General features: G+C 69.7%; 17 protein-coding genes. 2 read left to right on the top strand and 15 right to left on the bottom strand.

What is annotated here, in order from left to right:
- Positions 1–2: 2 nt before the first annotated feature.
- From pgm to C1A17_RS14555, 4 genes are all read right to left on the bottom strand, one after another.
- The gene (pgm, locus tag C1A17_RS09035) at positions 3–1,646 is read right to left on the bottom strand and encodes a phosphoglucomutase (alpha-D-glucose-1,6-bisphosphate-dependent) (RefSeq protein WP_101652690.1); all 1,644 of its coding nucleotides are present in this window, start codon (positions 1,644–1,646) and stop codon (positions 3–5) included.
- 97 nt (positions 1,647–1,743) lie between these two features.
- Positions 1,744–2,070 carry a rhodanese-like domain-containing protein gene (locus C1A17_RS09030; protein WP_101652689.1) on the bottom strand — a complete coding sequence of 109 codons (327 nt, stop codon included), beginning with the start codon at positions 2,068–2,070 and terminating at the stop codon, positions 1,744–1,746.
- A 90-nt stretch (positions 2,071–2,160) separates the two neighbouring features.
- The gene (locus C1A17_RS14710) at positions 2,161–3,027 is read right to left on the bottom strand and encodes a class I adenylate-forming enzyme family protein (protein ID WP_281258723.1); all 867 of its coding nucleotides are present in this window, start codon (positions 3,025–3,027) and stop codon (positions 2,161–2,163) included.
- A complete protein-coding gene (locus C1A17_RS14555) occupies positions 2,955–3,908 on the bottom strand; it encodes an AMP-binding protein (RefSeq protein ID WP_425427318.1) in 954 nt (317 codons plus the stop codon). The genes C1A17_RS14710 and C1A17_RS14555 overlap by 73 nt, the downstream gene beginning before the upstream one ends.
- A gap of 382 nt (positions 3,909–4,290) precedes the next feature.
- Between C1A17_RS14555 and dctP the strand changes: the two genes are divergently transcribed.
- Positions 4,291–5,580 (top strand): TRAP transporter substrate-binding protein DctP, encoded by a 1,290-nt coding sequence (dctP, locus tag C1A17_RS09020; protein WP_101652688.1) that lies wholly within the window; start codon positions 4,291–4,293, stop codon positions 5,578–5,580.
- A 130-nt stretch (positions 5,581–5,710) separates the two neighbouring features.
- Here dctP and scpC read toward each other — a convergent pair whose 3' ends face one another.
- The 7 genes from scpC to C1A17_RS08985 all read right to left on the bottom strand — a co-directional run bounded on the left by scpC (position 5,711) and on the right by C1A17_RS08985 (position 15,196).
- Positions 5,711–7,216, bottom strand: coding sequence for a succinyl-CoA:acetate CoA-transferase ScpC (scpC, locus tag C1A17_RS09015; protein ID WP_101652687.1), 1,506 nt, complete (start codon positions 7,214–7,216; stop codon positions 5,711–5,713).
- Between the two features lie 249 nt (positions 7,217–7,465).
- A complete protein-coding gene (locus tag C1A17_RS09010; protein ID WP_101652686.1) occupies positions 7,466–8,257 on the bottom strand; it encodes a crotonase/enoyl-CoA hydratase family protein in 792 nt (263 codons plus the stop codon).
- 113 nt (positions 8,258–8,370) lie between these two features.
- Positions 8,371–9,132 carry an SDR family NAD(P)-dependent oxidoreductase gene (locus tag C1A17_RS09005; RefSeq protein WP_101652685.1) on the bottom strand — a complete coding sequence of 254 codons (762 nt, stop codon included), beginning with the start codon at positions 9,130–9,132 and terminating at the stop codon, positions 8,371–8,373.
- Between the two features lie 114 nt (positions 9,133–9,246).
- On the bottom strand, positions 9,247–10,416 hold the full coding sequence (locus C1A17_RS09000; protein WP_101652684.1) for an acyl-CoA dehydrogenase family protein: 1,170 nt from the start codon (positions 10,414–10,416) through the stop codon (positions 9,247–9,249).
- A 145-nt stretch (positions 10,417–10,561) separates the two neighbouring features.
- Entirely contained in the window at positions 10,562–11,215 is a 654-nt protein-coding gene (locus C1A17_RS08995; RefSeq protein WP_101652683.1) for a TetR-type transcription factor C-terminal domain-containing protein, read from the bottom strand.
- Between the two features lie 510 nt (positions 11,216–11,725).
- On the bottom strand, positions 11,726–13,993 hold the full coding sequence (locus C1A17_RS08990; protein WP_101652682.1) for a TRAP transporter permease: 2,268 nt from the start codon (positions 13,991–13,993) through the stop codon (positions 11,726–11,728).
- A 69-nt stretch (positions 13,994–14,062) separates the two neighbouring features.
- The gene (locus tag C1A17_RS08985; RefSeq protein ID WP_180953265.1) at positions 14,063–15,196 is read right to left on the bottom strand and encodes a TAXI family TRAP transporter solute-binding subunit; all 1,134 of its coding nucleotides are present in this window, start codon (positions 15,194–15,196) and stop codon (positions 14,063–14,065) included.
- 381 nt (positions 15,197–15,577) lie between these two features.
- Between C1A17_RS08985 and C1A17_RS08980 the strand changes: the two genes are divergently transcribed.
- Entirely contained in the window at positions 15,578–16,744 is a 1,167-nt protein-coding gene (locus C1A17_RS08980) for a thiolase family protein (protein WP_101652680.1), read from the top strand.
- Positions 16,745–16,772: 28 nt separating this feature from the next.
- On the opposite strand, the gene C1A17_RS08975 is transcribed toward C1A17_RS08980, so the two are convergent.
- The 4 genes from C1A17_RS08975 to C1A17_RS08955 all read right to left on the bottom strand — a co-directional run bounded on the left by C1A17_RS08975 (position 16,773) and on the right by C1A17_RS08955 (position 23,365).
- On the bottom strand, positions 16,773–18,311 hold the full coding sequence (locus tag C1A17_RS08975) for a hypothetical protein (protein WP_101652679.1): 1,539 nt from the start codon (positions 18,309–18,311) through the stop codon (positions 16,773–16,775).
- A gap of 109 nt (positions 18,312–18,420) precedes the next feature.
- Entirely contained in the window at positions 18,421–19,893 is a 1,473-nt protein-coding gene (locus tag C1A17_RS14085) for a hypothetical protein (protein ID WP_180953264.1), read from the bottom strand.
- The gene (locus tag C1A17_RS14190; protein WP_101652676.1) at positions 19,890–21,389 is read right to left on the bottom strand and encodes a hypothetical protein; all 1,500 of its coding nucleotides are present in this window, start codon (positions 21,387–21,389) and stop codon (positions 19,890–19,892) included. Before C1A17_RS14190 ends, C1A17_RS14085 begins: the two co-directional genes overlap by 4 nt.
- Before the next feature lie 335 nt (positions 21,390–21,724).
- The gene (locus C1A17_RS08955) at positions 21,725–23,365 is read right to left on the bottom strand and encodes a hypothetical protein (protein ID WP_101652675.1); all 1,641 of its coding nucleotides are present in this window, start codon (positions 23,363–23,365) and stop codon (positions 21,725–21,727) included.
- Positions 23,366–23,433 lie beyond the last annotated feature (68 nt).

Raw genomic sequence — 23,433 nt, 5'->3', positions numbered from 1 at the left:
GATCAGCTGCCGATCACCGCGTCGACGACAGCCTTCGCCTCCTGCTGCACCTGGGCGAGATGGTCCTCGCCCCGGAACGACTCGGCGTAGATCTTGTACACGTCCTCGGTGCCGGACGGGCGGGCGGCGAACCAGGCGCTCTCGGTGGTGACCTTGAGGCCGCCGATCGCCGCCCCGTTGCCGGGCGCCTCGGTGAGCTTCGCGGTGATCGCCTCGCCGGCGAGGGTGTCGGCGGTGACCTGGGCCGGGCTGAGCTTCTTGAGCGCGGCCTTCTGCTCGCGGGTGGCGGGAGCGTCGATGCGGGCGTAGGCGCTGCTGCCGAACTCGGCGGTCAGCTCGTCGAACCGCTGCGAGGGGGTGCGACCGGTGACCGCGGCGATCTCCGCGGCGAGGAGGCACAGGAGGATGCCGTCCTTGTCCGTGGTCCACGTGGAGCCGTCGCGGGTGAGGAACGAGGCGCCGGCGGACTCCTCGCCGCCGAACCCGACGGTGCCGTCCATGAGGCCGGGGACGAACCACTTGAAGCCCACCGGCACCTCGAGCAGGCGGCGGCCGCGCGCGGCGGCGACCTTGTCGATGAGCGAGGACGAGACGAGCGTCTTGCCCACCGCGGTGTCCGGGCCCCACTGCTCGCGGTGGGAGAACAGGTAGTCGATGGCGACGGCGAGGTAGTGGTTGGGGTTCATCAGGCCCGCGTCGGGGGTGACGATGCCGTGGCGGTCGGCATCGGCGTCGTTGCCGGTGGCGATGTCGTAGCTGTCGCGGTTGGCGATGAGGGAGGCCATCGCGGACGGCGAGGAGCAGTCCATCCGGATCTTCTCGTCCCAGTCGAGGGTCATGAATGCCCAGGTGGGGTCGACGTCGGGGTTGACGACTTCGATGTTGAGGTCGAGCTGCTCGGCGATCGCGGCCCAGTAGTCGACGCTCGCCCCGCCCAGCGGGTCCGCTCCGATGTGGAGACCGCAGTCGCGGATCGCGGGGATGTCGATGACGAGGCCGAGGTCCTCGACGTAGCTCGCGGTGTAGTCGAAGTTCGTCGTGTTCTCGAGGTGGAACGCGCGCTGGAACGGGCGCCGGGCGATGGACTCCCAGCCGGCTTCGAGGAGCGCGTTCGCACGGTCCTCGATCCAGCCGGTGGCGTCGGAGTCCGCCGGTCCGCCGTGGGGCGGGTTGTACTTGAAGCCCCCGTCGGCGGGCGGGTTGTGGCTCGGGGTGATGACGATGCCGTCGGCCAGTCCCTGCGCGCTGCCGCGGTTCGCATTGTGCTTGATGATCGCCCGCGAGAGCACCGGGGTGGGGGTGTAGCCGTCGCGGTCGTCGATCATCGTCGGCACCTCGGCGGCGGCGAGCACTTCGAGGGTGGTGAGGAAGGCCGGCTCGCTCAGCGCATGGGTGTCCCGCGCGAGGTAGAGCGGGCCGGTGTAGCCCTGCTGCGCGCGGTACTCGATGATCGCGGCGGTGATCGCGGCTATGTGGGCCTCGTTGAACGACCCCTTGAGGCTCGATCCGCGGTGTCCCGAGGTGCCGAAGGTCACGCGCTGGTCGGGGTTCGCTGGGTCCGGCGCGACGTCGTGGTAGGCGTCGAGGAGCTCGGGGAGGTTGACGAGGTCGGATTCTTCGGCGGGGAGGCCTGCGCGTGAGGTCATGGTCCCACTATGCCGAAGTCATGCCGGGGTGGAGTAGTCGAGCCGGGAAAATCTCGCCATGCGGTCGGCGGTCATGGGACGGCCGGGATCCGCAGGCTCACTTGACCCAGGGCTCCTCGCCGGTCTCGGAGACGATGGGCATCCCGTTGTCGAGGTTCCACGCGCCCATCCCGCCGCCGACGTTGATCGCGTCGAAGCCGTTCTGGTTGAGCCAGGTGGTCGCGCGGACCGACCGGCCGCCGGAGCGGCAGATGACGTAGACGTCCTCGTCGAGGGGGACCTCGCCGTAGCGGACGGGCAGATCGCCGAGCGGGATGTGCTGGGCGCCGGCGATGTGCCCGGCGTTCCACTCGTCGTCCTCGCGCACGTCGAGGATGTTCGCGCCCTCGGGGATCTCGGTCACGGAGACTGTCGGTTCACTCATGCCACCAGTCTAGGGCGCATCGCGGACGCGGGGCGAGGGGCGGGCGCTCGGGCGGCAGGACCCGGGCCGCGTCGCACGGCGGCTCCGTGCTCAGCCGAGCTGTTCGCGGAGCTCCGTCTTGAGGATCTTCCCTGCGGCCGAGGTCGGCAGCTCGTCGACGATGTGGACTTCGCGGATCTTCTGGTAGGGCAGCACGCGTTCGGCGACCCAGGACATGAGCTCCTCGGGCGTGAGATCGGCGGAGGCGGGCTCGACGAAGGCGACGGGGATCTCCCCGGCCTCGTCGGCCGGGCGGCCGACCACGGCGATCCGGGCGACGCCGGGGTGTCCGGCGGCGATGTCCTCGAGCTCGCGCGGATAGACGTTGTAGCCCTTGTAGATGAGCATGTCCTTGGCGCGATCGTGGATCCGGATGAAGCCCTCGTCATCGCGCGAGGCGATGTCGCCGGTGCGCAGCCAGCCGTCGACGAACTGCGCGGCGGTCTGCTCGGGGGCGTTGCTGTAGCCGTCGGTGACCTGCGGGCCGCGGACCCAGAGCTCGCCCTCCCGCCCGTCGGGGAGGACCTCGGTGCCGGTGGTGCTGCGGATCTCCACCTCGGTGTCGCACACCGGGATCCCCACGGAGCCGATCTTCTGCGTGGTGCCCGGCTGCACCGGGGTCGAGGTCACCATGCACGTGCCCTCGGTGAGGCCGTAGCCCTCGCCGATGACCGCGTTGGGCATCGCCTCGGCGATCCGGCTCACCGCGGTCGAATCGAGCGGAGCGGCACCGGAGATCGCGAGCTTCATGCTCGGCATGGAGTCGCCGGTCGCGCGGCAGTGGGCGGCGAGCGCGAGGTACATCGGCGGGGTGCCCGAGGCGTAGGCCGCCTGCCAGCGGTTCGTCAGCTCGACGAAGGTCTGCGGCTTGAACNGAGGTACATCGGCGGTTTGCCCGAGGCGTAGGCCGCCTGCCAGCGGTTCGTCAGCTCGACGAAGGTCTGCGGCTTGAACCGCCCCGCCAGCACGATCGTCACGCCGCCGAGGATGAACATGCCCCCGCTCGTCAGGCCCTGGGCGTGGAACAGCGGCGGGACCTGGATGGTCGCGGCCTCTCCCGGCACGACGTACGGGGTGCCGAGGCTCTCGATGTGGGTGAGGCGCAGGATCCCGTCCTCGTCCCGGTCGATCGTCGAATGGAGGCGCCACGCCGCCATCTGCGTGATGTTGTCGAGCACGTTGCGGTGGAGGACGCGCACGCCCTTGGACTTGCCGGTGGTGCCGCCGGTGTAGGCGTAGTGCGCGACCGCGTCCCGGTCGGCGAGGACGGGCTCGAAGTCCGGCGCGGGCGCGGCGAGCACCTCGGCAAAGGAGGCGTACGGTCCCGTCCCGGTGACCTCGGCGGCGAGGGCGAGCTGCTTCTCGTCGGCATCGGCCGACCACGACGGTGCGGTGACGAGGACGCGGGCGAGTCCGAGCTCCTCGGCGACCTCGGTGACCGGACGCAGATGGGCCGGGTGGGTGATGAGGGCCTGCGCCCCGGCATCGGCGAGCTGCTTGGCCAGCGCCGGTGCGGGCTGGAGTGGGTTGACGAGGGTGACGGCCGCTCCGGTGAGCAGCGCCCCGTAATACGCGGTGAAGTAGTGGAGGATGTTCGGCATGTGGAGGCCGACGACGCTGCCGGGTCCGATCCCGTGGGCGGCGAGGTCGGCGGCGACGGAGCGGGCGCCGGCGAGCATAGCGTCGTAGCCCAGGGTCTCCTCCCCGTCGACGACGGCGGTGCGGTCCCCGTAGGTGTCCGCGGCGGCGATGAGCACTTCGGGGACGGCCGCAGTCGGGTAGTCGAGGTGGCGGGGCATTCCCGGCGGGAAATAGTGCGACATGGCGGTGTCCTTCTTCTGTGCTCAGGTCCGAGGCCCGCAGTGGCTGTCGCGGCCGGACTCCGGGGGAGGTGACCGCGGTCACGGGCGCTCAATCCCGATGGTAGCGGAGCGGAGGATCAGTGCTGCGGGTGGGGCTGAGCCGCGTGCGGTCCGACGGTCGTGGACGCCGGTCGAGACCCCGGAGATCAGGGCCTGAGACACCCTTGACGGGCTACTTATCGAACGTTCATACTGAACTCACGCCCGAGGTCGCGCTCCCTGCCGCGACGGCGCCGGATTCAACGGGGGTCCGGCACCGCTGACCGGGCACCGGTGGTGGCGGACGGAGCGGTCCGGCACCGGGACACCAGGAGATCGCATGACAGCACGCACGCAGCGTTCACGGATGATCGGACTCGTCGCCGGGGCCTCGGCCCTGGGAATCGCCCTCAGCGGCTGCGCCGGCTCGGCCGGCTCCGGAGGCGGAGGAGGCGAGGGCGGCTCGGGCGAAGGATACGAGTACGGCGCCTCGGACGAGGAGATCAAGGCCGCGTTCGCCGACGTCGAGCCGATCACCATCCAGTACCAGCCCTCCGCACAGTCCGGCGAGGGCCTCGACGCCCACCGCGCCCATGCCTTCATCGAGAACCTCGAGACGCTCTCCGACGGCAAGATCACCGTCGAGACGACCTATGGCCAGGGCATCGCCGGCTACACCGAGCTCGCCGACGCGCTCGTCGACGGTCGCGTGGACGTCGCCTACATGCTCCCGATCTACCAGCCCGACCAGTTCCCCGTCTTCCAGTCGTGGGTCACCGGCACCACCCTCACCGGCACCTCGCCGCTCGTCGACGAGATCGCCGCGAACGCTGCGATCGGTGAGCTCACCTGGCAGGACGAGAATCTCATCAGCGAGTTCCGCGATCAGGGGATCGAGCCGCTCAACATCTTCAACGCCGCCGGCGCCGTCGTGACGATGTGCGCGGACCCGCACACCACCGCCGAGGACTGGAACGGCAACCAGGTGCGCGCGTCCTCGGTCGCCCAGACCGCACAGCTCGAGGCGCTCAACGCCTCGCCCGTCTCCCTCCAGTACACCGAGACCTACGAGGCGCTGCAGCGCGGCACCGTCGACTGCACCCTGTCGACCACGCTGGCCGCCGACGCCGCGGGCTTCATGGAGGTCGCGCCGAATATGACCTACACCACCGACGTCACCTTCGCGCGGGGCCCGGGCGGCGTGTACGCGGGCAGCGCCTGGCAGGAGTGGCCGCTCGCGGTCCAGCAGCTCGTGTTCGACTCGATGGAGGACGAGTTCAACGAGTCCCGCCGCGGCGACCTCGAGGCGAACTACGTCGGTGCAGAGACCGTGCGCGAGGCCGGCGGCACCTTCGAGGAGATGGAGTCCGGTCTGCAGAACGAGCTGAAGAACTCCTCGCAGGGGCTCGTCGACGAGGCCATCGAGGCCGGCACCCTGCCCGAGGGCTCGACCGAGTCGATCCCGGAGGCCGTCGACCGCTGGCGCGGGGTCGCCGAGGAGCTCGGCTACGAGGACGAGGGCACCTTCTCCGACTACGACGAGTGGTACCCGATGGGCGATGAGGAGTTCCTCGTGCCGTTCGGCGAGCGCTACTTCGAAGAGGTCATGCTCCCGCACCGTCCGAGCTGATCCCTACCTCGCCCCACCCCTGAAACAGCAATTTCCTGCGGTTCCTGAGAACGGAACCGCAGGAATTTGCTGTTTCAGCGGGGTGCGCCGGGACGCCGGCTCCCGCGCGGTCGACCGCGCGGGAGCGGTCTCACATATGGCCCTCTTCGGCGAGGCGGATGTGCCAGCTCAGCGCCTCGGACAGGATGTGCGGGGTGTGCGCGGCCTGCGGCGAGGCGGCGATCGCCCGGTCGAGGTAGTCGTGCAGCCGGTCGCGGAAGTCCGGGTGGGCGCAGTTGTCGATGACTCGCTTGGCACGCGTGACCGGCGAGGTCCCGCGAAGGTCGGCGATGCCCTGCTCGGTGACGAGGACATGGACGTCGTGCTCGGTGTGATCGACGTGCGAGGCCATCGGCACGATCGAGGAGATCGTGCCGTCCTTCGCGGTCGAGGGGGACACGAAGAAGTTGAGGAAGGCGTTGCGGGCGAAGTCCCCGGAGCCGCCGATCCCGTTGATCATCTTCGAACCCGAGGCGTGGGTCGAGTTGACGTGCCCGTAGATGTCGGCCTCGACCATCCCGTTGATCGCGATGATGCCGAGCCGGCGCACGATCTCCGGATGGTTCGACATCTCCTGGGTGCGGAGCAGGATGCGGCCCTTGTAGGACTCGGCGTTCGCGTTGAAGTGCTCGGCCACGGGCCGTGACAGGCTGAACGCGGTGGCCGAGATCGAGTCGAGCTTGCCGGAGTCGAGCAGGCCGAGCAGATTGTCCTGGATGACCTCGGTGTACGAGTGCATGTGCTCGAACTCGGAATCGCGCAGGCCCTCGAGCACGGCGTTGGCGACATTGCCGATGCCCGACTGGAGCGGGAGCAGGTTCTTCGGCATGCGCCCGGCCTTGACCTCGTGGCGGAGGAAATCGATGAGGTACTCGGCCATCGCACGGGACTTGTCGTCGACGGGAGCGAAGGAGTTGTCGCGATCCGGGCCGTTCGTGCGGACGACCGCCACGACCTTGTCCGGGTCGACGACCAGGTAGGGATCTCCGATCCGCTGGGTGGGTTCGAGGATCTGGATCGGGTTCCGGTGCGGAGGCAGCTTGGTGCCGTAGTAGACGTCGTGGAAGCCCTCGTACTCGCGCGGGTGCCATTCGTTGACCTCGAGGATGACCTTGTCCGCCTGGTCGAGCCACGTCTTGTTGTTGCCCACCGAGGACCCGGGGACGAGCAGGCCGTTGGGGAGGATCGCCGCGACCTCGACGACGGCGACGTCGAGGTTGCCGTAGTAGCCGAACCACACCTGCTGGGCGAGGTGGCTCAGGTGGGTGTCGAGGTACTCGACCTCGCCGGAGTTGATCGCCGCGCGCATCGACGGGTCGGTGTTGAACGGGGTGCGGAGGTGCACGCCCTTCGCGTCGGCGAGCACGCCGTCGAGCTCCGCCGCGGTCGAGGCGCCGGTAAGCAGTCCGATCGTGAAGTCCTCGCCTGTTGCGTGAGCAGCCGTCATCCGTTCGGCGAGGGCTCCGGGCACGGCCTTGGGGTACCCGCAGCCGGTGAATCCGCTCATGCCCACGTTCATGCCGTGGCGGATGTGCTTCGCGGCCTCCTCGGCGGAGGTGACCTTGGTCGATAGGACGGGGCACGTGATTCGCGTCATGTCTGAATACTGCCAAGCCGGGGGTTGCGGGCCAAACGAGGGTGGCCGCGACCGAGCGCATTCGTGCGCAACATCACATTGCCGAGGCGCGGGTCGAGCGGGAGATGCGGGCACCTCGGCGGCGTCCGGTGCGGCGCCTCGACCCGGCGTCCCCGTGAAACAGCAATTTCCTGCGGATTCCTTCTCAGGAACCGCAGGAAATTGCCGTGTGCGGGGAGGGGCGAGGAGGGCTCGTGCCTCAGCGAGGGGTCACTTGCCGGTCCACTGCGGCGCGCGCTTCTCGGCGAAGGCCGTCGCCCCCTCCTTCGCGTCGGCGGAGGTGAAGACCGGGTTGACGATCTCGCCCTGCTTGGCGAACTTCTCCTCGGCGGACCAGTCGGCGGACTCGACGATGACCTGCTTCGAGGCCTTGACGGCGAGCGGACCGTTGGCCGCGATCGTCTGTGCGAGCTCGAGGGCGCCGTCGAGCGCCTCGCCGTCGCCGACGATCCGGTTGACGAAGCCGTTGGTCTTACCGAACTCCGCGGAGTAGATGTCGCCGGTGAGCGCCATCTCCATCGCGACCGCGCGGTGGGTGCGCTGCGGGAGGTTGACGAGTCCGCCGGCGGCCGCGGCGAGCCCGCGCTTGACCTCGGGGATGCCGAACTTCGCGGTGTCGGCGGCGACGACGAGGTCGCAGGCGAGCATGGTCTCGAACCCGCCCGCGAGCGCATAGCCCTCGACGGCGGCGATGAGCGGCTTCTGCGGGGGCGCCTCGGTGAGCGCGAGGAATCCGCGGCCCTCGACGGACGGGCGCTCGCCGCGCACGAAGCCCTTGAGGTCCATGCCGGAGCAGAAGGTCTTGCCGGCGCCGGTGATGACGGCGACGAACAGCTCGTCGTTGCTGTCGAAGTCGTCGAGGATCTGCGCCATCTGCGCGGCCATCGCGGCGGTCGCGGCGTTCTTCGCCTTCGGACGGTTGAGGGTGATGACGAGCACCTGGCCGCGGACCTCGGTGAGGACCTCGGCTTCGGTGGCGTCGGGTGCGGTGTTCTCGGTCATGTCGTATCTCCTTCGATCATCGACTGTTCCAGGGCGGGGTGCGGGACGGGAGGGCGGGCTCCGGAGCGCTTCGGCGGACCGGAGCCCGCCCGGGTGGTGCGGCCGGGCTCCGCTCAGCGCGGGGCCATGCGGATCGCGCCGTCCATGCGGATGGTCTCGCCGTTGAGCATCGCGTTCTCGATGATCGACAGGGCGAGGTGGGCGTACTCGTCCGGACGGGCGAGGCGGGACGGGGGCGGCACCATCGCGGCGAGCGAATCGCGGACCTCCTGGGAGGCCTTCGCGAGCAGCGGGGTGTCCACGGTTCCCGGTGCGATGGTGACGACGCGGATCTTCTTCGAGGCGTAGTCGCGCGCGGCGCACAGGGTGAGGCCGACGACCCCGCCCTTCGAGGCGGCGTAGGCGGCCTGGCCGATCTGGCCCTCCCAGGCCGCGACCGAGGCGGTGAAGATGATGACGCCGCGCTCGCCGTCGATCTCCTCGTTCTTCGCCATCCGCACGCCGGCCTGGCTGGCGACGATCATCGTGCCGATGAGGTTGACGTCGATGATCTTCCGGAAGTGGTCGAGGTTCCCGGCGGAGCCGTCCTTCTGGACGAGGCGCATGGGGCCGCCGATGCCGGCGCAGTGGACGACCGCGCGCAGGTCGCCGAGCTCGGCCGCGGCGTCCATCGCCGCCGACACCTGGGCCTCGTCGGAGACGTTCGTGGAGACGAAGCGCACGGCGTCGCCGAGCTCCGCTGCGACGTCCTCGGCCGGCGGGTTGAGGTCGGCGATGACGACCTTCGCGCCCTCGGCGACGAGCCGCTTGACGCTTGCCAGGCCGAGGCCGGAGGCGCCGCCGGTGACGAGGGCTGCGTGTCCTGAGATGTTCATGGGGTCTCTCCTTCGGTGGTGGCGCCGGACCGCCGTGGTCCGCACGCGAGCGGTGCAGGGGTTCCGGTGGCCGAGGTGCGGGCGGGCACCCAGCCGCCCGCACCTCGGGAGGCGTCAGGCGCGCTTCTCGGACAGGCCCATGTCCTTGGCGATGATCGTCTTCATCACCTCGGACGTGCCGCCGTAGATCCGGGTCACGCGGGCATCGGCGTAGAGGCGGGCGATGGGGTACTCGAGGATGTAGCCGTAGCCGCCGTGCACCTGGAGGCACTTGTCGACGACGCGGGCCTGCACCTCGGTGGTGAAGAGCTTGACGCGGGCGGCGTCGGCCGGGCTGAGCTCGTTCGCGTCGAGCGCCTCGATCGCGTGGTCGAGCATGATCTGCGCGGCCTCGACCTCGGTGGAGCATTCGGCAAGGACGAACTTCGTGTTCTGGAAGCTCTTGAGCGGGCTGCCGAACACCTTGCGCTCGTGCGCGTACTCGGAGGCGAACCGGATCGCGGCCTTCGCGCTCGCCACGGCGTTGACGGCGATCGTCATGCGCTCCTGCGCGAGATTGTGGGACAGGTACTCGAAGGCCTTCCCCTCCTCACCCAAGAGGTCCGTGACCGGCACCTCGACGTCGGTGAAGGACAGCTCCGCGGTGTCCTGGGTCTTGAGGCCGATCTTCTCGAGGTTGCGGCCCTTCTCGAAGCCAGGGGTCTCGGTGTCGACGACGAGGATCGAGAGACCGCCGCGGCGGTCGTTCTCGTCGAAGGCCGAGGTGCGGGCGACGACGAGCACGCGGTCGGCGTTGATGCCGCCGGAGATGAAGGTCTTGGCGCCGTTGAGGACGTAGTGGTCGCCCTTCTTCTCCGCCTTCGTGCGAATGCCGGTGAGATCGGATCCGGTGCCGGGCTCGGTCATCGCGATCGCGGTCATGATCGTGCCGGCGGCCATGCCCGGCAGCCATCGCTGCTTCTGCTCCTCGTTCGCGTACTCGAGGATGTAGGGGATGACGAGGTCCTGGTGCACCCGCAGGGTGCCGAGCGTCGTCGCCGCGTAGGCGGTCTCCTCGTTGAGGATGGTGTTGAACTTGAAGGTGTGGGTCTGTCCGCCGCCGCCGTACTCCTCGGGGACCTGGAGGCCGGTGAGGCCGAGCTCGCCCATCTTCGCGAAGAACTCCTTGGCCACCTTCCCGTCCTTCTCGAACTGCTCGTAGGCGGGGACGAGTTCCTTGGCCACGAAATCGCGGCACATTGAGCGGAACGCGTCGTGCTCGTCGGTGAAGATGGTGCGGCGCATGGGATTCCTCGATCGTCGAAGGGGTGATGCGAGTGCGCGATCATCTGCGATCGAACACTCGTTAAGTTACAGCCAGGGTAGTCCCTCCCGCGGCACCACGGCAAGACCTCCGGCACCGTGATCGGGCGGCGCCGGACCGAGGGGGTCAGTCGTCGAGGAAGCCGGAATGGCCCGATTCCTCGAGCGGCAGATCGAGGAGCCGGTCGAACTCCTCGCTGAGCTCCCGGTAGCCGAGGAGGCGCAGGCAGTAGGCGGTGTAGGAGCGCTCGAGCTGAGCGGAGTCGAGCGGGCCGTCGTCCTTGTACCAGAGCGGGATGGTGTTGCAGATCGAGAGGATCGCGCGTCCGGCGAGCTCCGGGTTCTCGATATGGAACTCGCCGCTGTCCATGCCGTCGCGGAGGACCGCCACGAGGAGCTCGCGGGACTGCCGCTGCAGGGAGCGGATCTCGGCGAAGCGCTCCTCGTCGAGGCGTTCGGTGTCGCGCAGGACGACCCGCCCGAGCAGGGTGTTCGCGCAGCGGTACCGGACGATGAAGCGCACGAGGAGCGCGACCCTCTCCGGGTTGCGCTCACCGGCGGACTCGAGGACGGCGTTCGCGTGCTCGACGTACCACTCGAACGCGAAGCGGATGAGCTCGAACAGCGCGTCCTGCTTGGAGGGGAAGTAGTAGTAGAGCGCGGACAGGCTCAGGCCGGCTTCCTGTGCGATGTCGCGGATCGAGGCTCCGTCATAGCCCTTGCGGGCGAAGGTGTTGCGGGCGGCACGCAGGATGTCTGCTCTGCCGTTCGTCGAGCGCATGGTCGTCTCCCGGTGTCGGTCGGGGAGCGGAGTGGCACGGACATCCTCGTTCGACTGCCTCGCTGCTCCCTAACGAACAATCAATAAGTCGTGACCCGACCATACCGCACCCCGGTCTCCCGTGGGGGGGGAATCGACATCTTCTCGTCCCGAGGGGTGGAGCGGGCACTGGGTGGCGCGCGGCCCCAGGCGGCGTGTGGCCCTGAGCGGCGAAACCGGACCCGGGCGGTGGAGCCAGTCCCATCGCCGGTTCACCTGCGGCAGAAGTCCCGGATTCCGAGGTTCTTCGGGACATCTGTCGCAGGTGAAGGGTACGCAGGTCGGGTGCGTGCTGGTCGAGGGTGCGCAGATCGGGAGCGTGCCGGGCGAGCGGGCGCAGATCAGGAGCGCGTCCCGGTCAGGTGCGCGTCCCGGACCAGGGTGCAGTCGGACCGTGAATGGGCGCGGCCCGGGTGAGCGGAAGCGTGATGGCTTCGGCTCACCCGGGCCGAGGCGCGGGAGCGGCGGGTGTCAGACGGCGCCGCCCGGGCGCGCGGGACCGCTGCCGTCCCGATCGTCGCCCGGCCTGCCGCCGTCGCGCTCTCCGCTGCCTGCGCCGGCAGCATCGCGGGTCCGGTCGGCACGCGCGCTGCTCGGGTCCGCGCCGTGGACGTGGCCCTGCCGGTCCGAGGCACCGGGGTGGATGTCGGCCCGGTCATCGTCGGGGAGCACGGTCGCCCCTCCGGCGTCGAGGTCGGTGGCGAGGCCGCGGGTCGCGGTCGGGCCCATGACTCCGTCGGAGGACTCCCCGCCCGCATGGGCGGCTGCGTACTCCTTGACCGCGGCGGCGTCCTCGGCCTCCTGCTGCTGAGCCTTCTCGCGTTCGATCGCCGCGGACTCCTCGGGTCCGCCGGCGTTCCAGAACCGGGTGATGACCATGACGAGGATGCCGACCGCGAGGCCGATGAGGCTCGAGACGAGCTCCGGGGCGAGGGTCGCCAGGCCGGCGGCGAACAGCACGATCCGCATGACCAGGGTGAGACGGCGGGCCACGCCGATCATCCAGCCCTCGAAGGCGCAGCCGAGGAAGAACACGCCGATGAGAGCGAACACGAAGGTGTAGATGATCTGGAACACCGTCGAATCCTGGGCGACGAGTGCGGGGTTGAGGACGAACGCGAACGGGATGATGTACTTCACCGAACCCAGGCGCATCGCAGTGAACGAGGTCGACATCGGTGGGGTGCCGGCGATGTTCGCCGCCGCGAAGGAGGCGAGCGCGACCGGCGGGGTGATGTAGGAGACAGTCGCCCAGTAGATGACGAACAGGTGCGCGGCGATCGGGTTGATCCCCATGCCGGTGAGCGCCGGGGCCATGACGATCGCGAGGAACACGTACACCGCGGACACGGTCATGCCCATGCCGAGGACGAACGAGGTGACCGCGCCGGCGATGAGGATGAGGAAGAGGTTGTCGCCGACGAGGGTGATGAGCTCGCGCGCCAGGGACAGGGACACCCCGGTCATCGACAGGCCGCCGACGATGAGGCCGACGCCGGCGATGATGCCGATGATCTCCGCGATGGTCTTTCCGCCGGCGAAGAGGAAGTCGAAGAACGACTTCGGGGTGAGCCGGTGATCCTTCATGAAGAGCGAGACCACGAGGAGGAAGCCGACGACCCAGTAGGGCGCCTGCGACTCGTTCTTCTGCACGGTGAGCAGGAGGATGAGTCCGATGAGCGCCACGATGTAGGGCCAGCCGAGCAGTGCGGTCCGTCCGGCCTTGGGCAGGAGGTGCTTGGCGACGCCCTGCAGGCCGGTCTTGGCGGAGTACGCGTCGACCTGGATGAAGATGCCGAAGTAGTACAGCACTGCCGGGATGGCTGCGGCGAGCGCGATCTCACCGTAGGGCACGCCGACGAAGGACACCATGAGGAAGGCCGCGGTGCCCATGATCGGCGGAGTGATGGTGCCGCCGGTCGAGGCGGTCGCCTCGACGCCTGCTGCATAGCGTCCGGGGAACCCGGACTTCTTCATCGCCGGGATCGTCATCGGGCCGGTGGTGAGGACGTTCGACACCGCGGAGCCGCTCATCATGCCCATGAATGCCGAGGAGATCGCCGACACCTTGGCCGAGCCTCCGCGATAGCGTCCGAAGACCGACTGGGCGAGATCGTAGAAGAAGGTCGCGCCGCCGGTGTGCTGGAGCGCGACGCCGAACAGGAGGAACCCGATGAGGATCGAGGCCGCGGTCTGGAGCGGCAGGCCGAGGATCGAGTCGACGCCCATGACGTGGATGCGGGCTGCGTCGTCGAGCTGGTACGGGATCCCCTGGAGGAAGGGCACGGGGACGGCGAGCGCGAACATCGGGTAGATCGAGAACACGAGCGCGATGAGCGTGACGACGAGGCCGGCAGAGCGCCGCAGCGCCTCGAGGACGATGAGCCAGAAGACGAACGAGAAGATGATGGTGATCGTCGGGTAGCTCAGGGACTTGTCCCAGCCGAGATTGACGATGTTCTCGCCGTTGAAGCCGAAGTAGAACGCGACGACGAAGGTCAGCGCCGCGAGCGCGACGTCGTAGAACGGCATCGGCCGGTCCTTCTGCGACTTCGCGACCGGGAACACGAGGAACACGATCGGGAGGAAGAACGCGAGCGTGTAGTAGAGGTAGGAGTTCGTGAGGAAGGTGAGCCCGAACGGGCTCCAGAAGAAGGCCTGGCTCATCGCCAGCAGCACGCCGAGCAGGGTGAGCACGACGATGACGCCCTTCCAGATCGGGGTGATTCTCTGATTCATGGGAGTTCCTGTCGTTCGATCGGGCCGCCGCAGCGGGCCCCGGTTGAGGAGTGGGGAGCGGAGGCGGGATCAGTCGATCGGTTCGAGATGCTCGTCCTTCCACTCGATCCACTGCGGCTTGAGATCCCCGGAGGCGTCGGCCTGCTCGAGGAAGTCCGGCCAGGTCTCGCGCATCTCCTCGCCGTAGGCGATGAGCTCCTGATTGCGCTGCTCGGCCTCCTCGGTCCAGGCGCCGTTCTCCTCGAGGAACTGCACGGTGCCGTCGTGGAAGGGGACCTGTGTGGGCATCTTGACCACGTGCTCGATGTCCCAGTTCTCGGTGGTCGCCGTCGCATCCTTGTACAGCGGGTAGTGCTCCTGGAAGGCGTTGGCCGTGTAGTACGCCTGCGAATCGGAGACCTCCTCGTACGCGACGATCGGCAGCGGGTAGATGAAGCCGTTGTCCGTCTGGCCCTCCTCCTGGCCGGCGGCCCCCTCGAACGGGCCGACCTCGACCGCGGGAGCGACCTCCTGGAGCGCGGCGATGCGTTCGGTCTCCTCCGGGTCGAGCGCCACCCAGGCGGTGTCGACCGCGCTCTCGAGCTCGTAGAGCGAGGACCCGTAGACCTGCTGGAACAGCACGTCGATCTTCCCGGCCTGGAGCGCGCCGGGCTGCTCGCTGTAGGCGACCTCGACGGGGACGACATCATCCCAGGTGAGGCCCGCATAGGCGAGGTACGCGTCGAACTTGTTGTTGACCGAGGGGTTCGCGGTGATCCGCGGCACCTTCTTCCCCGCGAGATCCATCGGCGTCTCGATGCCGGTGTTCGTCCGCGTCATCATGGCGTGCGGGCCGGTGGGCGCCCAGACGATCCGCAGGTCCTGCGGGCCCCAGTCGGCGGTGGTGAAGTCCTCTTCTCCGTGGAACGAGAACATGTACTCGTCACCCGTGCGCGACATCACGGCCTGCTTGTTCCGCAGGGGGCTGAGACGCCCGACCGCCGTATCGGACGTGAGGATGCGGATCTGCGCGTCCTCCTCCGTGGAGATCGTGTTCGCCGCGGCGGCGAGGTCGGCGTAGGTCGAGGTGCCCGTGCCGTAGGTCGTCCACGCGGTGAACTCGGGGAAGTCGTCGACCTCCTGGTTGAGCTCGAGCTGAGCGCAGCCCGACAGCAGCATGACGCCAGCGGTGATGGAGGCGAGAGCCCGTGTGATTCTCTTCATCGTCCCGGTCCTGTTCTGGATCTGACTCCGCCGAGCCGGTGCGTGCTGCCGGCGGAAGGTGGGTGCGCTCATGCCGGGTGTTCCCTCGGGGGTCGGAGAGCGGGGGCGGCTCGCCATCGAGATCCCGGAGCGATGTGAACGTGCGGATGGACGCGTGTGCGATTCACGGGTGTGAACCAGCGAAATTGTTGCACACAGCACATGAGAATCACAAAAATCTTTGCAATGGGTGTATGAATACTGATGTGCACACGATGAGCAGGGCACCTGACCGGACCGCGGTGAGCGTTGCTACTCTGGACACAGCGGCACTGATCGCTCGTTCAGTCCCGCTGCTCCCGCTCATCCATCCGGAACATCGCAGTTCGAGAAGAGAACCCCATGCCTGAAGCAGTCATCGTCGACGCCGTCCGCACCGCCGTCGGAAAGCGCGGCGGAGCCCTCCGCGACATCCACCCCGTTACGCTCGGCGGCCACGTGCTCTCCGCACTCGCCGAGCGCAGCTCTCTCGACCCCGCCCTCGTCGAGGACGTGATCTTCGGCTGTGTATCGCAGGCCGGGGAACAGGCGGGCAACGTCGCCCGTTGGTCCGCCCTCGCCGCCGGCTGGCCCGAGACCACGCCCGGCACCACCGTCGACCGCGCGTGCGGCTCCTCGCAGCAGGCGCTCACCTTCGCAGTCGCCTCCGTCATGGCCGGTCACTATGACATCGTCGCCGCCGGCGGCGTCGAGTCGATGACGCGCGTGCCGATGGGCAGCAGCCGGGTCAACGGACCGGGCAAGCCCTTCGGTCCGAAGATCTTCGAGCGCTACGGCCAGGAGGAGTTCAGCCAGGGCATCGGAGCGGAGATCGTCGCTGAGCGCTGGGGCTTCGACCGCGCCGCGATGGACCAGCTCGCCCTCGACTCCCATGCCCGCGCGCAGGCCGCGACCGAGCGTGGCGACTTCGCCGACCAGATCATCCCGCTCACCGGCCTGACCAAGGAAGGCGAGGAGTTCGAGTTCTCCGCGGATCAGGGCATCCGGCCCGGCGGTTCGCTCGAGACCCTCGGGAAGCTCAAGACGGTCTTCAAGGAGGACGGCGTCGTCACCGCCGGCAACTCCTCGCAGATCTCCGACGGCGCAGCCGCCCTCCTCGTCATGACCGACGTCAAGGCGCGCGAGCTCGGCCTCACCCCGATCGCGCGCGTCCACACCGCGGCCCTCGGCGGAGCGGACCCGATCACCATGCTCACCGCTCCCATCCCGGCGACGCAGAAGGCACTGCAGAAGTCCGGGCTGTCGGCGGACGAGATCGGCGTGTTCGAGGTCAATGAGGCCTTCGCCTCGGTGCCGGCCGCCTGGATGAAGGAGATCGGGGTGGACTGGGATCGCGTCAACCCCAATGGCGGTGCGATCGCCCTCGGCCACCCGCTCGGCGCCTCGGGCGCGCGGATCATGACCGACCTCGTCCACCACATGCGCCGCACCGGCACCCGCTACGGCCTGCAGGCCATGTGCGAGGCCGGCGGACAGGCCAACGCCACGATCCTCGAGCTCATCGACTGACGGCGGCACCCGACCGTGGTGGCCGGGATCAGCCGGCGGTGGTGTCCCAGGCCTCGACGAACTCCTTCTCCCAGCGCAGGGGCCGCGTGCTGTCCTCCTCGTAGCTCACCGCGGTCGCGGTGCCGTCCGCAGTGCTCGAGAACGTGAGCTCGTGGTCGCCGATGCGGAGCCGGATCCGAGCTGTGCCGTCCCAGTCGCGCGCCCGGAGGAGTCGCACGATCTCCTCCCGCTCGGCCGGCGCAGGCGACGTGAACCGGTCATGCGCGGAGACCATGACCCCGAAGTCCCACCGGCTGCCGGTGCCATCGGAGGATGCACCGCGGAGATCGTCGACGGTCGAGGCGTCCCAGCCGGCCTCCCACAGCGCGGCGAGCAACGGCACCTCCGCAGGCCACCGGGCGGCGGAGGCGCTCGCGGTCGCCCAGTGGGGGTCCGTGCCGATCTCCAGCATGGTCTCCGGGGCGAGCGGCCATTCCTCGGAGCCGGCGTAGTCGACGATGCGGCGGAGTGCGTCGGCGTCGGGCACCCCGACGGTCACGGTGCTGCCAGCGGCCGTCCCGTCGCCGCCGAGGCGGGTCACCGTGCCGCCGCGCTCGGCGAGCGGATCGATGACGACGAAGAGGTCCTCGAAGCCGTCATCGGGCTCGGTGGTCTCGAGCCCGCCGTCGGTGACGACCTCGACGTCGGTTCCCTCGCCGTAGCCGATCGGACCGAGCGCGGACTCGAGGTGCGCGAACGCGGGGACGATGTCCTCCGGCTCGGACACCTGGATCGACAGCGCGGTGTCCCCTCGGGTCGGGCTGATCTCCGCGCGGGTGAGCAGGTGATCGGTACCGTCGAGTGCTCGGTGCACGTCGTGGAGGATCGGCAGGGTGCCGGGGTCGGCGAGGTCGATCACGTACTCGACGACGTTCGGTCGATCCATCTCCCCGCGGAGCTCCTCCGGCGTCGGGTCGGCCGGTTCGTCGGCGGAGCGCGGACGGCGGACGTCGAGTTCGAGCGGCAGGGAGTCGTCGGCGACGGATTCCGTCCAGGCGGTCATGTCCGTATCCGGTTCGAGTTCGAGAACGGCGCGGGAGCTCGGCGGGATCTGCCCGGGGTGCATGCCCGCGAGCATGCCCCAACCGCCCGGCAGGTGGCCGGCGGCGACGTCGGGGAGCGTGTGGAGGTACGGCAGCGCGGAGAGCGCCGGGGGAGTGGGCGGCGGGTCGTACATGACCCAGGGCAGCGATTCGGGGACGGTCGCGGTGAACTTCCCGCTCGTCGCGGTGACTTCGGGAGTGCCGCCGGGGTACCGGAAGTCGTTGACGAGGTCGAAGAGGGCCCGCTCGGTGTCGTCGAGCTCAGTCGGCGAGGCGTCGATGCGGAGGTCGGCATCGACGGTGCCGGGGGCGGACTCCGTGGCCGAGGTGATGCCGGGCAGGGTGCGGATCTCGTCGACCAGCGTCTCGATCGAGGAGAGCGGGCGAGGGTCGGAGACGTTCCCCCCGAACCGTTCGAGCACAGAGCAGCCGGACGCCACGAGCAGGGTGACGAGGAGGCCGAGGGTGACGGGGAGACGCTTCATACGGTCAGCCTAGGAACGGGCCCGGTGCCGGGTGTGGCGATCCTGTGCCAGGCCCGGAACACCTCGGCGGGGACCGCTGTGGCAGCGGCGAGCGCCCGGGGCTTGCCGGTCAGCCGGCGGTGGCGTTCCACGCATCGATGAGGTCCGCCGTCCAGCCCGTGGGTCGTCGTCCGTCCGGGCCGAGGGAGGCGGATGAGGCGCGCCCGTCTGCGGTGCTCGCGAAGTGCATGGTCTGCCCGGCGGCGCGGATCGTGATCGCTCCGTCCCCGTGCCAGTCGTGGGCGCGGAGGAGGCGGACGATCTCCGTCTGCTCCGGCGCGGTGGGCGGGGCCTGCCGGTCGAGCGCGGACACGCCGATATCGAGCACCGACGCCGTCCCGTCCTCCGTGGTGTGCCGCCCGACGGTCGATGTGTCCCAGCCCGCGTCCCACAGCGAGACGAGGAGGGGCAGCTCCGCGGGCCATTCCGCGACGGTGAGATGCGAGGAATCGGACTGCGGTGCGGAACCGATCTGCAGCCGGGTGGCGCTGCTCAGCGGCCACGCGTCGGACGAGGCGTAGTCGACGACGGCGGTCAGTGCGTCGACGTCGCCCACGCGGATGCCGATGCTTCCCTGCCGAGCATTCGCCGAGGTCATTGTGCCCCCGTGTTCGGCGATCGGGTCCGCCACGGCGAGGAGCTCGGTGAGCCCGTCGTCGGGAGATTTCACCTCGAGGCCGGAATCGGTGACCACCGCCGCGACGACCTCGGCGCTGCCGCGGTCGGGAAGTCCGCCTGCGCCGAGCGCGGAACCGAGGTGATCGTAGGCGGGGAGGATGTCCTCCCAGCCCGGCACCTGGACCGTCAGATCGGTGGTTCCGGAGCTCGGGCCCACCTCGGCGCGGGTGAGCAGGTACGGCGTCTGGTCGAGAGCCGCATGGATGTCCTCGAGGGCGGCCCGGGACGCCGGGTCGTCGAGGTCGACGAGGTACTCGACGGCGTTCGGGAGATCGGGTTCGCGCGGCAGCTGCTCCGGCGTCGGGTCGGCCGGCTCCGCGGCGGTGCGCGGGCGGTGGACCGCGAGCTCGAGGGGCCGGGTCCGCGCGGCGGCCGCTTCCGTCCAGGCGCCGATGTCGGTGTCCGCCTCGAGCTCGATCTCGACCCGGGTGCCGCCGGGCAGGCGACCGGCGGCGACCTCGGGCAGGGAGTGGAGGAACGGGAGTGCTCCGAGCGCCGGCGCCGCCGACGAGGCGGGCTGCGCGGAGCCCGGGGGAGACGCCGGGACGTCCGCGGTGAACCGTCCGCTGGACACCTCGACCTCGGGGGTGCCGTGGGGGTAGCGATAGTCGTTGACGAGGGCGAAGAGCGCCTCAGCGGTCGCGGTGAGGTCGCGGACCCCGGTGGTGCCGTCGATCTCGGCCTCGACGCTGCCGGGGTCGGCCTCTGCGACCGCGGTGATGCCGGGCAGGGTGCGGATCTCCTCGACCAGGGTGTCGATCGACGAGCGCGGACGGAGGTCGATGCCGCGCCCCTCGAGCGGTGCGCACCCGGTCGCGACGAGGAGCGCGAGGCAGAGGAGCGGGACTGCGGGCGGCCGCATCACGCGCTCGCATCCCATTCGGCGAGGAAGTCTGCGGCCCAGCCGGAGGGCTTCCGGTCCGCGCCGTGGAGGGACATGTAGGCATCCTCGGCGGGGCCGTCCTCGGTCGACCAGAAGACGAGGTGGCCGCCGGTGGACAGGCTGATCTGGGCCTTCCCGCCCCAGCCGATGGTGCGCAGCACGTCGATGAGGGCTGCTCGGCTGTCGGGGCTCGTGAGGTCCTGGGTGTCCGAGGGCTGGATGCGGAGGTCGAAGTCGCTGCGCTGCGTGCCGCCGGACATCCGGATCGCATCGAACCCGTTCTCCCACAGGGCGGCGAGGAGATCCGCATGGGACGGCCATTCGTCGGCGTCGAAGTACGGGGAGTCGTCGGGATGCGCGGTGTTGCGCACGGATATCCGGGTGTCCGACGGCAACGGCCAGGCGGGTCCGCCCGTCGCAGCGGCGAGCGCTCGCAGGGTGGTGCCGTCCGGCACCTCGGCAGTCAGAGCACCGCGTCGGAGGTCCATCGAGGTCACCGCTGCACCGGCCTCGACAAGGAGGTCGCGGGCGGCGAAGTGCGCGTCGATGTTCCCGCCGCCACCGGTGACTGAGAGTCCCTCGGCCGAACGGACGCGCACATCGTCGAGCTGGTCCTGTCCGTACTCCGCCGCGAACGCCGCGTAGGCCGCAGGGATGTCCGCATCGGCGGAGACGGCGAGCGCGGCGTCCGGCTCCGGGAGGGTGCTGCTGAGATCGGCCTCGATGAGCAGGGCGGAGGCCGCGTCGGCGGTCTCGTGGAGGCGGGTGAGATCTGCGGGCAGATCCGGCCGGGAGAGATCGAGGACGAGCGAGACGACGGGCTGCTCCGGTGCGGGTTCGGGAGCGGGGGCGTTCGGATCGGCGGCAGGGTTCGGGTCGGGTGAGGCGGTGTCCTCCGTGCTCCCTGCGGCGGTGCGGTCGTCCGCCGGGAGCATCCGGAGCTCGTCGGCGGTCATCGGTCGGCGGGCGGAGAGCCGGAGCTCGCGCGGGGAGGCGGCGGCGTCGGTCGCCCACGTGCGCATATCGGTGTGCTCGGTGAGTTGGACCGAGGCGCCGCGCTCGCTCAGCGTCCCCGCCTCGACATCCGGCAGCGCATGGAGGAACGGCAGGTGCGCGAGGCCGAGCGGACCGGGCTGCGGCACGCCCGGCGGGGCTCCCTGCCGCACGACGCCGATCTCACCGGAGAACACTCCGCTCTCGACCGTCGCCTCGGGGGCGCCCGTCGGATAGCGATGGTCGTTGACGAGGAAGAACAGGTCGTCGGCGGTCTGCGCGAGATCTGCCTCGCCGGCCTGCGGATCGAGGTCGATCATGTAGGTCGACGCGGCGGTGGCGGTGACCGAGCGGACGCCGGCGAGGGCGGCGGCCTGCTGTTCGAACTCCGCGTACGTCGACTCGGGACGGGTGTCGCGCACACCGCAGCCCGCTGCGGCGAGCAACGTGAGGACGAGGCCGACGGCGAGCGCGATCCGTGTCATGCGTCCAGCGTAGGAACCGGTCAGGTGCGCGGTGTGGCGATGCTGTGCCGGGTCTGACACACCGCGGCGCGGATGCTCCACCCGCGGCAGCGGCGTCGTGTCGGGTTCACCCGGGTAGACGTCCCGCGTTGGGTTCACCTGCGACAGACGTCCCGGAATCAGCGCAGATCAGGGACATTTTCCGCAAGTGAAGGGGCCGTTGGGACATTTCCCGCAGGTGAGGAAGCCGACCGGAACCCCCCCCGCGGACAAGGAGACTGCGGAGCGGCAGAGCAACCGCGCGGCTGAACAACGGCGCAGCGGAACAACCGCTCAGCCGCGCACCGGCGTCGGGTTCAGCCGGCGGTGGCGTTCCACTCGTCGATGAAATCGCTCATCCAACCCGCGGGATCACCGCCGGGGTCGTCGTACTCGGGGAGATCCCCGGTGGCAGGTCCCGTCGCGGTGGATTCGAGGCGGAGGAATCCGGCGTCCCCCGCATCGAGGCGGATGTGTGCGGTGCCATCCCAGCCGTGCTCGCGGAGGATCCCGATGAGCGCGGCCCGGCTGTCCGGGGAGCTGAGATCCTGCTCCTCCGACACGCCGAGTTCGAGCCCGTGGTCCTGTCCCGCGTAGTCCTCCACGAAGAACTCGATGAGGAAGCCTGCATCCCACAGGGCCGCCGTGAGGGGAGCGATCTCCGACAGCCGCTCCGGCGTGCCCCGCACCGCATACGTCGACTCCGGCGCGAGTGCGTCGGTCGAGGGGTCCTGCGCGGCGGCCGCTCTCGCCATCGCCGGATCCTGCACCATGAAGACGGCGTCGCCGGGCAGGGGCCGGTCGCCGGTGGTCACATGGTCGGCGAGTTCGAGCAGCGCCCTGCTATCGGGCACCGTGAGTGCGATCGTGTTCGCGCCGGGGTCGAAGCTCGTCACGGTGATCCCCATCGCCCGGAACACCTTTGCGGCGTCGAAGTAGGCCCCGGCTCGGCTCAGGCCCTCGCGATCGATGCTGACGGTCAGCCCCTCGGACGACCGGATCTCGAGGGACGGGAGTCGATCGGGACCGTAGAGAGCGAGCACGCTCTTATGGATCTCGTCCGCTGCCGCGTCAGTGGCCGTTCCGACGACGAGTTCGCTCGGCGTGAATGCGCCCTGGAGAGGCGTTCCGGAGAACTCTCCGCCGAGGATCTCCGCATCCTGCCCCAGGGCGCCGGCGAGCTGGGCGAAGCTGTCCTGAGCCACGCGATCACTGAGGTCGACGGTGACCCGATCCTGTTCGTCCTGGGAGGCGGTGTCGGAACCCAGGGCCGAGGGCTGTGCCGGGTCCTCGGGAGTCGCCCCTCCCTCGGCGCTGCGGGCGTCCACTGCTGTGAGGATGACGTCGTGCGGAGAAGCGACGCGGTCCTCGAACCACGGGTGCACCGGACCGTCGACCTCGACCGACGCCCGGGGGGCCTCATCGGGGTGAGTCGTTCCGAGGGTTCCCGACTCCACATCGGGCAGGCCGTGGAGATACGGCAGGAGTTCGAGGTCGAGCACATTCGCGGAGACGCCGGTGGATTTGCCGAACGCCTGCGGGGAGTAGTGGATGTTCGCGCCGTAGAAGCCCTGGAACTTCCCGCTCCTCACGACCATCGACGGCGCGTGGTCGGGGTAGCGGCGGTTCTGGAGCATGTCGTACAGGGCATCCCCGGTCCCGCGTAGTTCGTCCTCGGTGGCGGCGGTGTCGAGGGTGATCTCCTGGGCGTCGGGCGGCATACCGTCCCAGGGTTCGGTGACCGGGCCGATCGACTCGACGCCGGGGAGGCCGAGCGCCTCGGCGCGGAACTCCGCCTCCGTCGATTCCGGCCGGTCGTCCCGGGGCGCGCAGCCGGCGAGGGTCAGGCTGAGGACGAGGGCGATGACGAGGAATCCGTGGAGTCCGTGAAAGGCCCTGAGGGCGTGGGCAAGGCGGTCTGCGCTGGGCGCGGCGGCATCGCGGTGAGCACGGATCATGCCGTCAGCCTAGGCGCGACGGGTGAGGCGGGAGCGGCCGCGATGTGCCAATGCCGCCACACCTCGGC

This window comes from Brevibacterium ihuae (assembly GCF_900184225.1).
GTDB lineage: Bacteria > Actinomycetota > Actinomycetes > Actinomycetales > Brevibacteriaceae > Brevibacterium > Brevibacterium ihuae.
The sequence above is the reverse complement of the archived record's forward strand: the minus strand, read 5'-3'. Positions and strand labels throughout refer to the sequence as shown.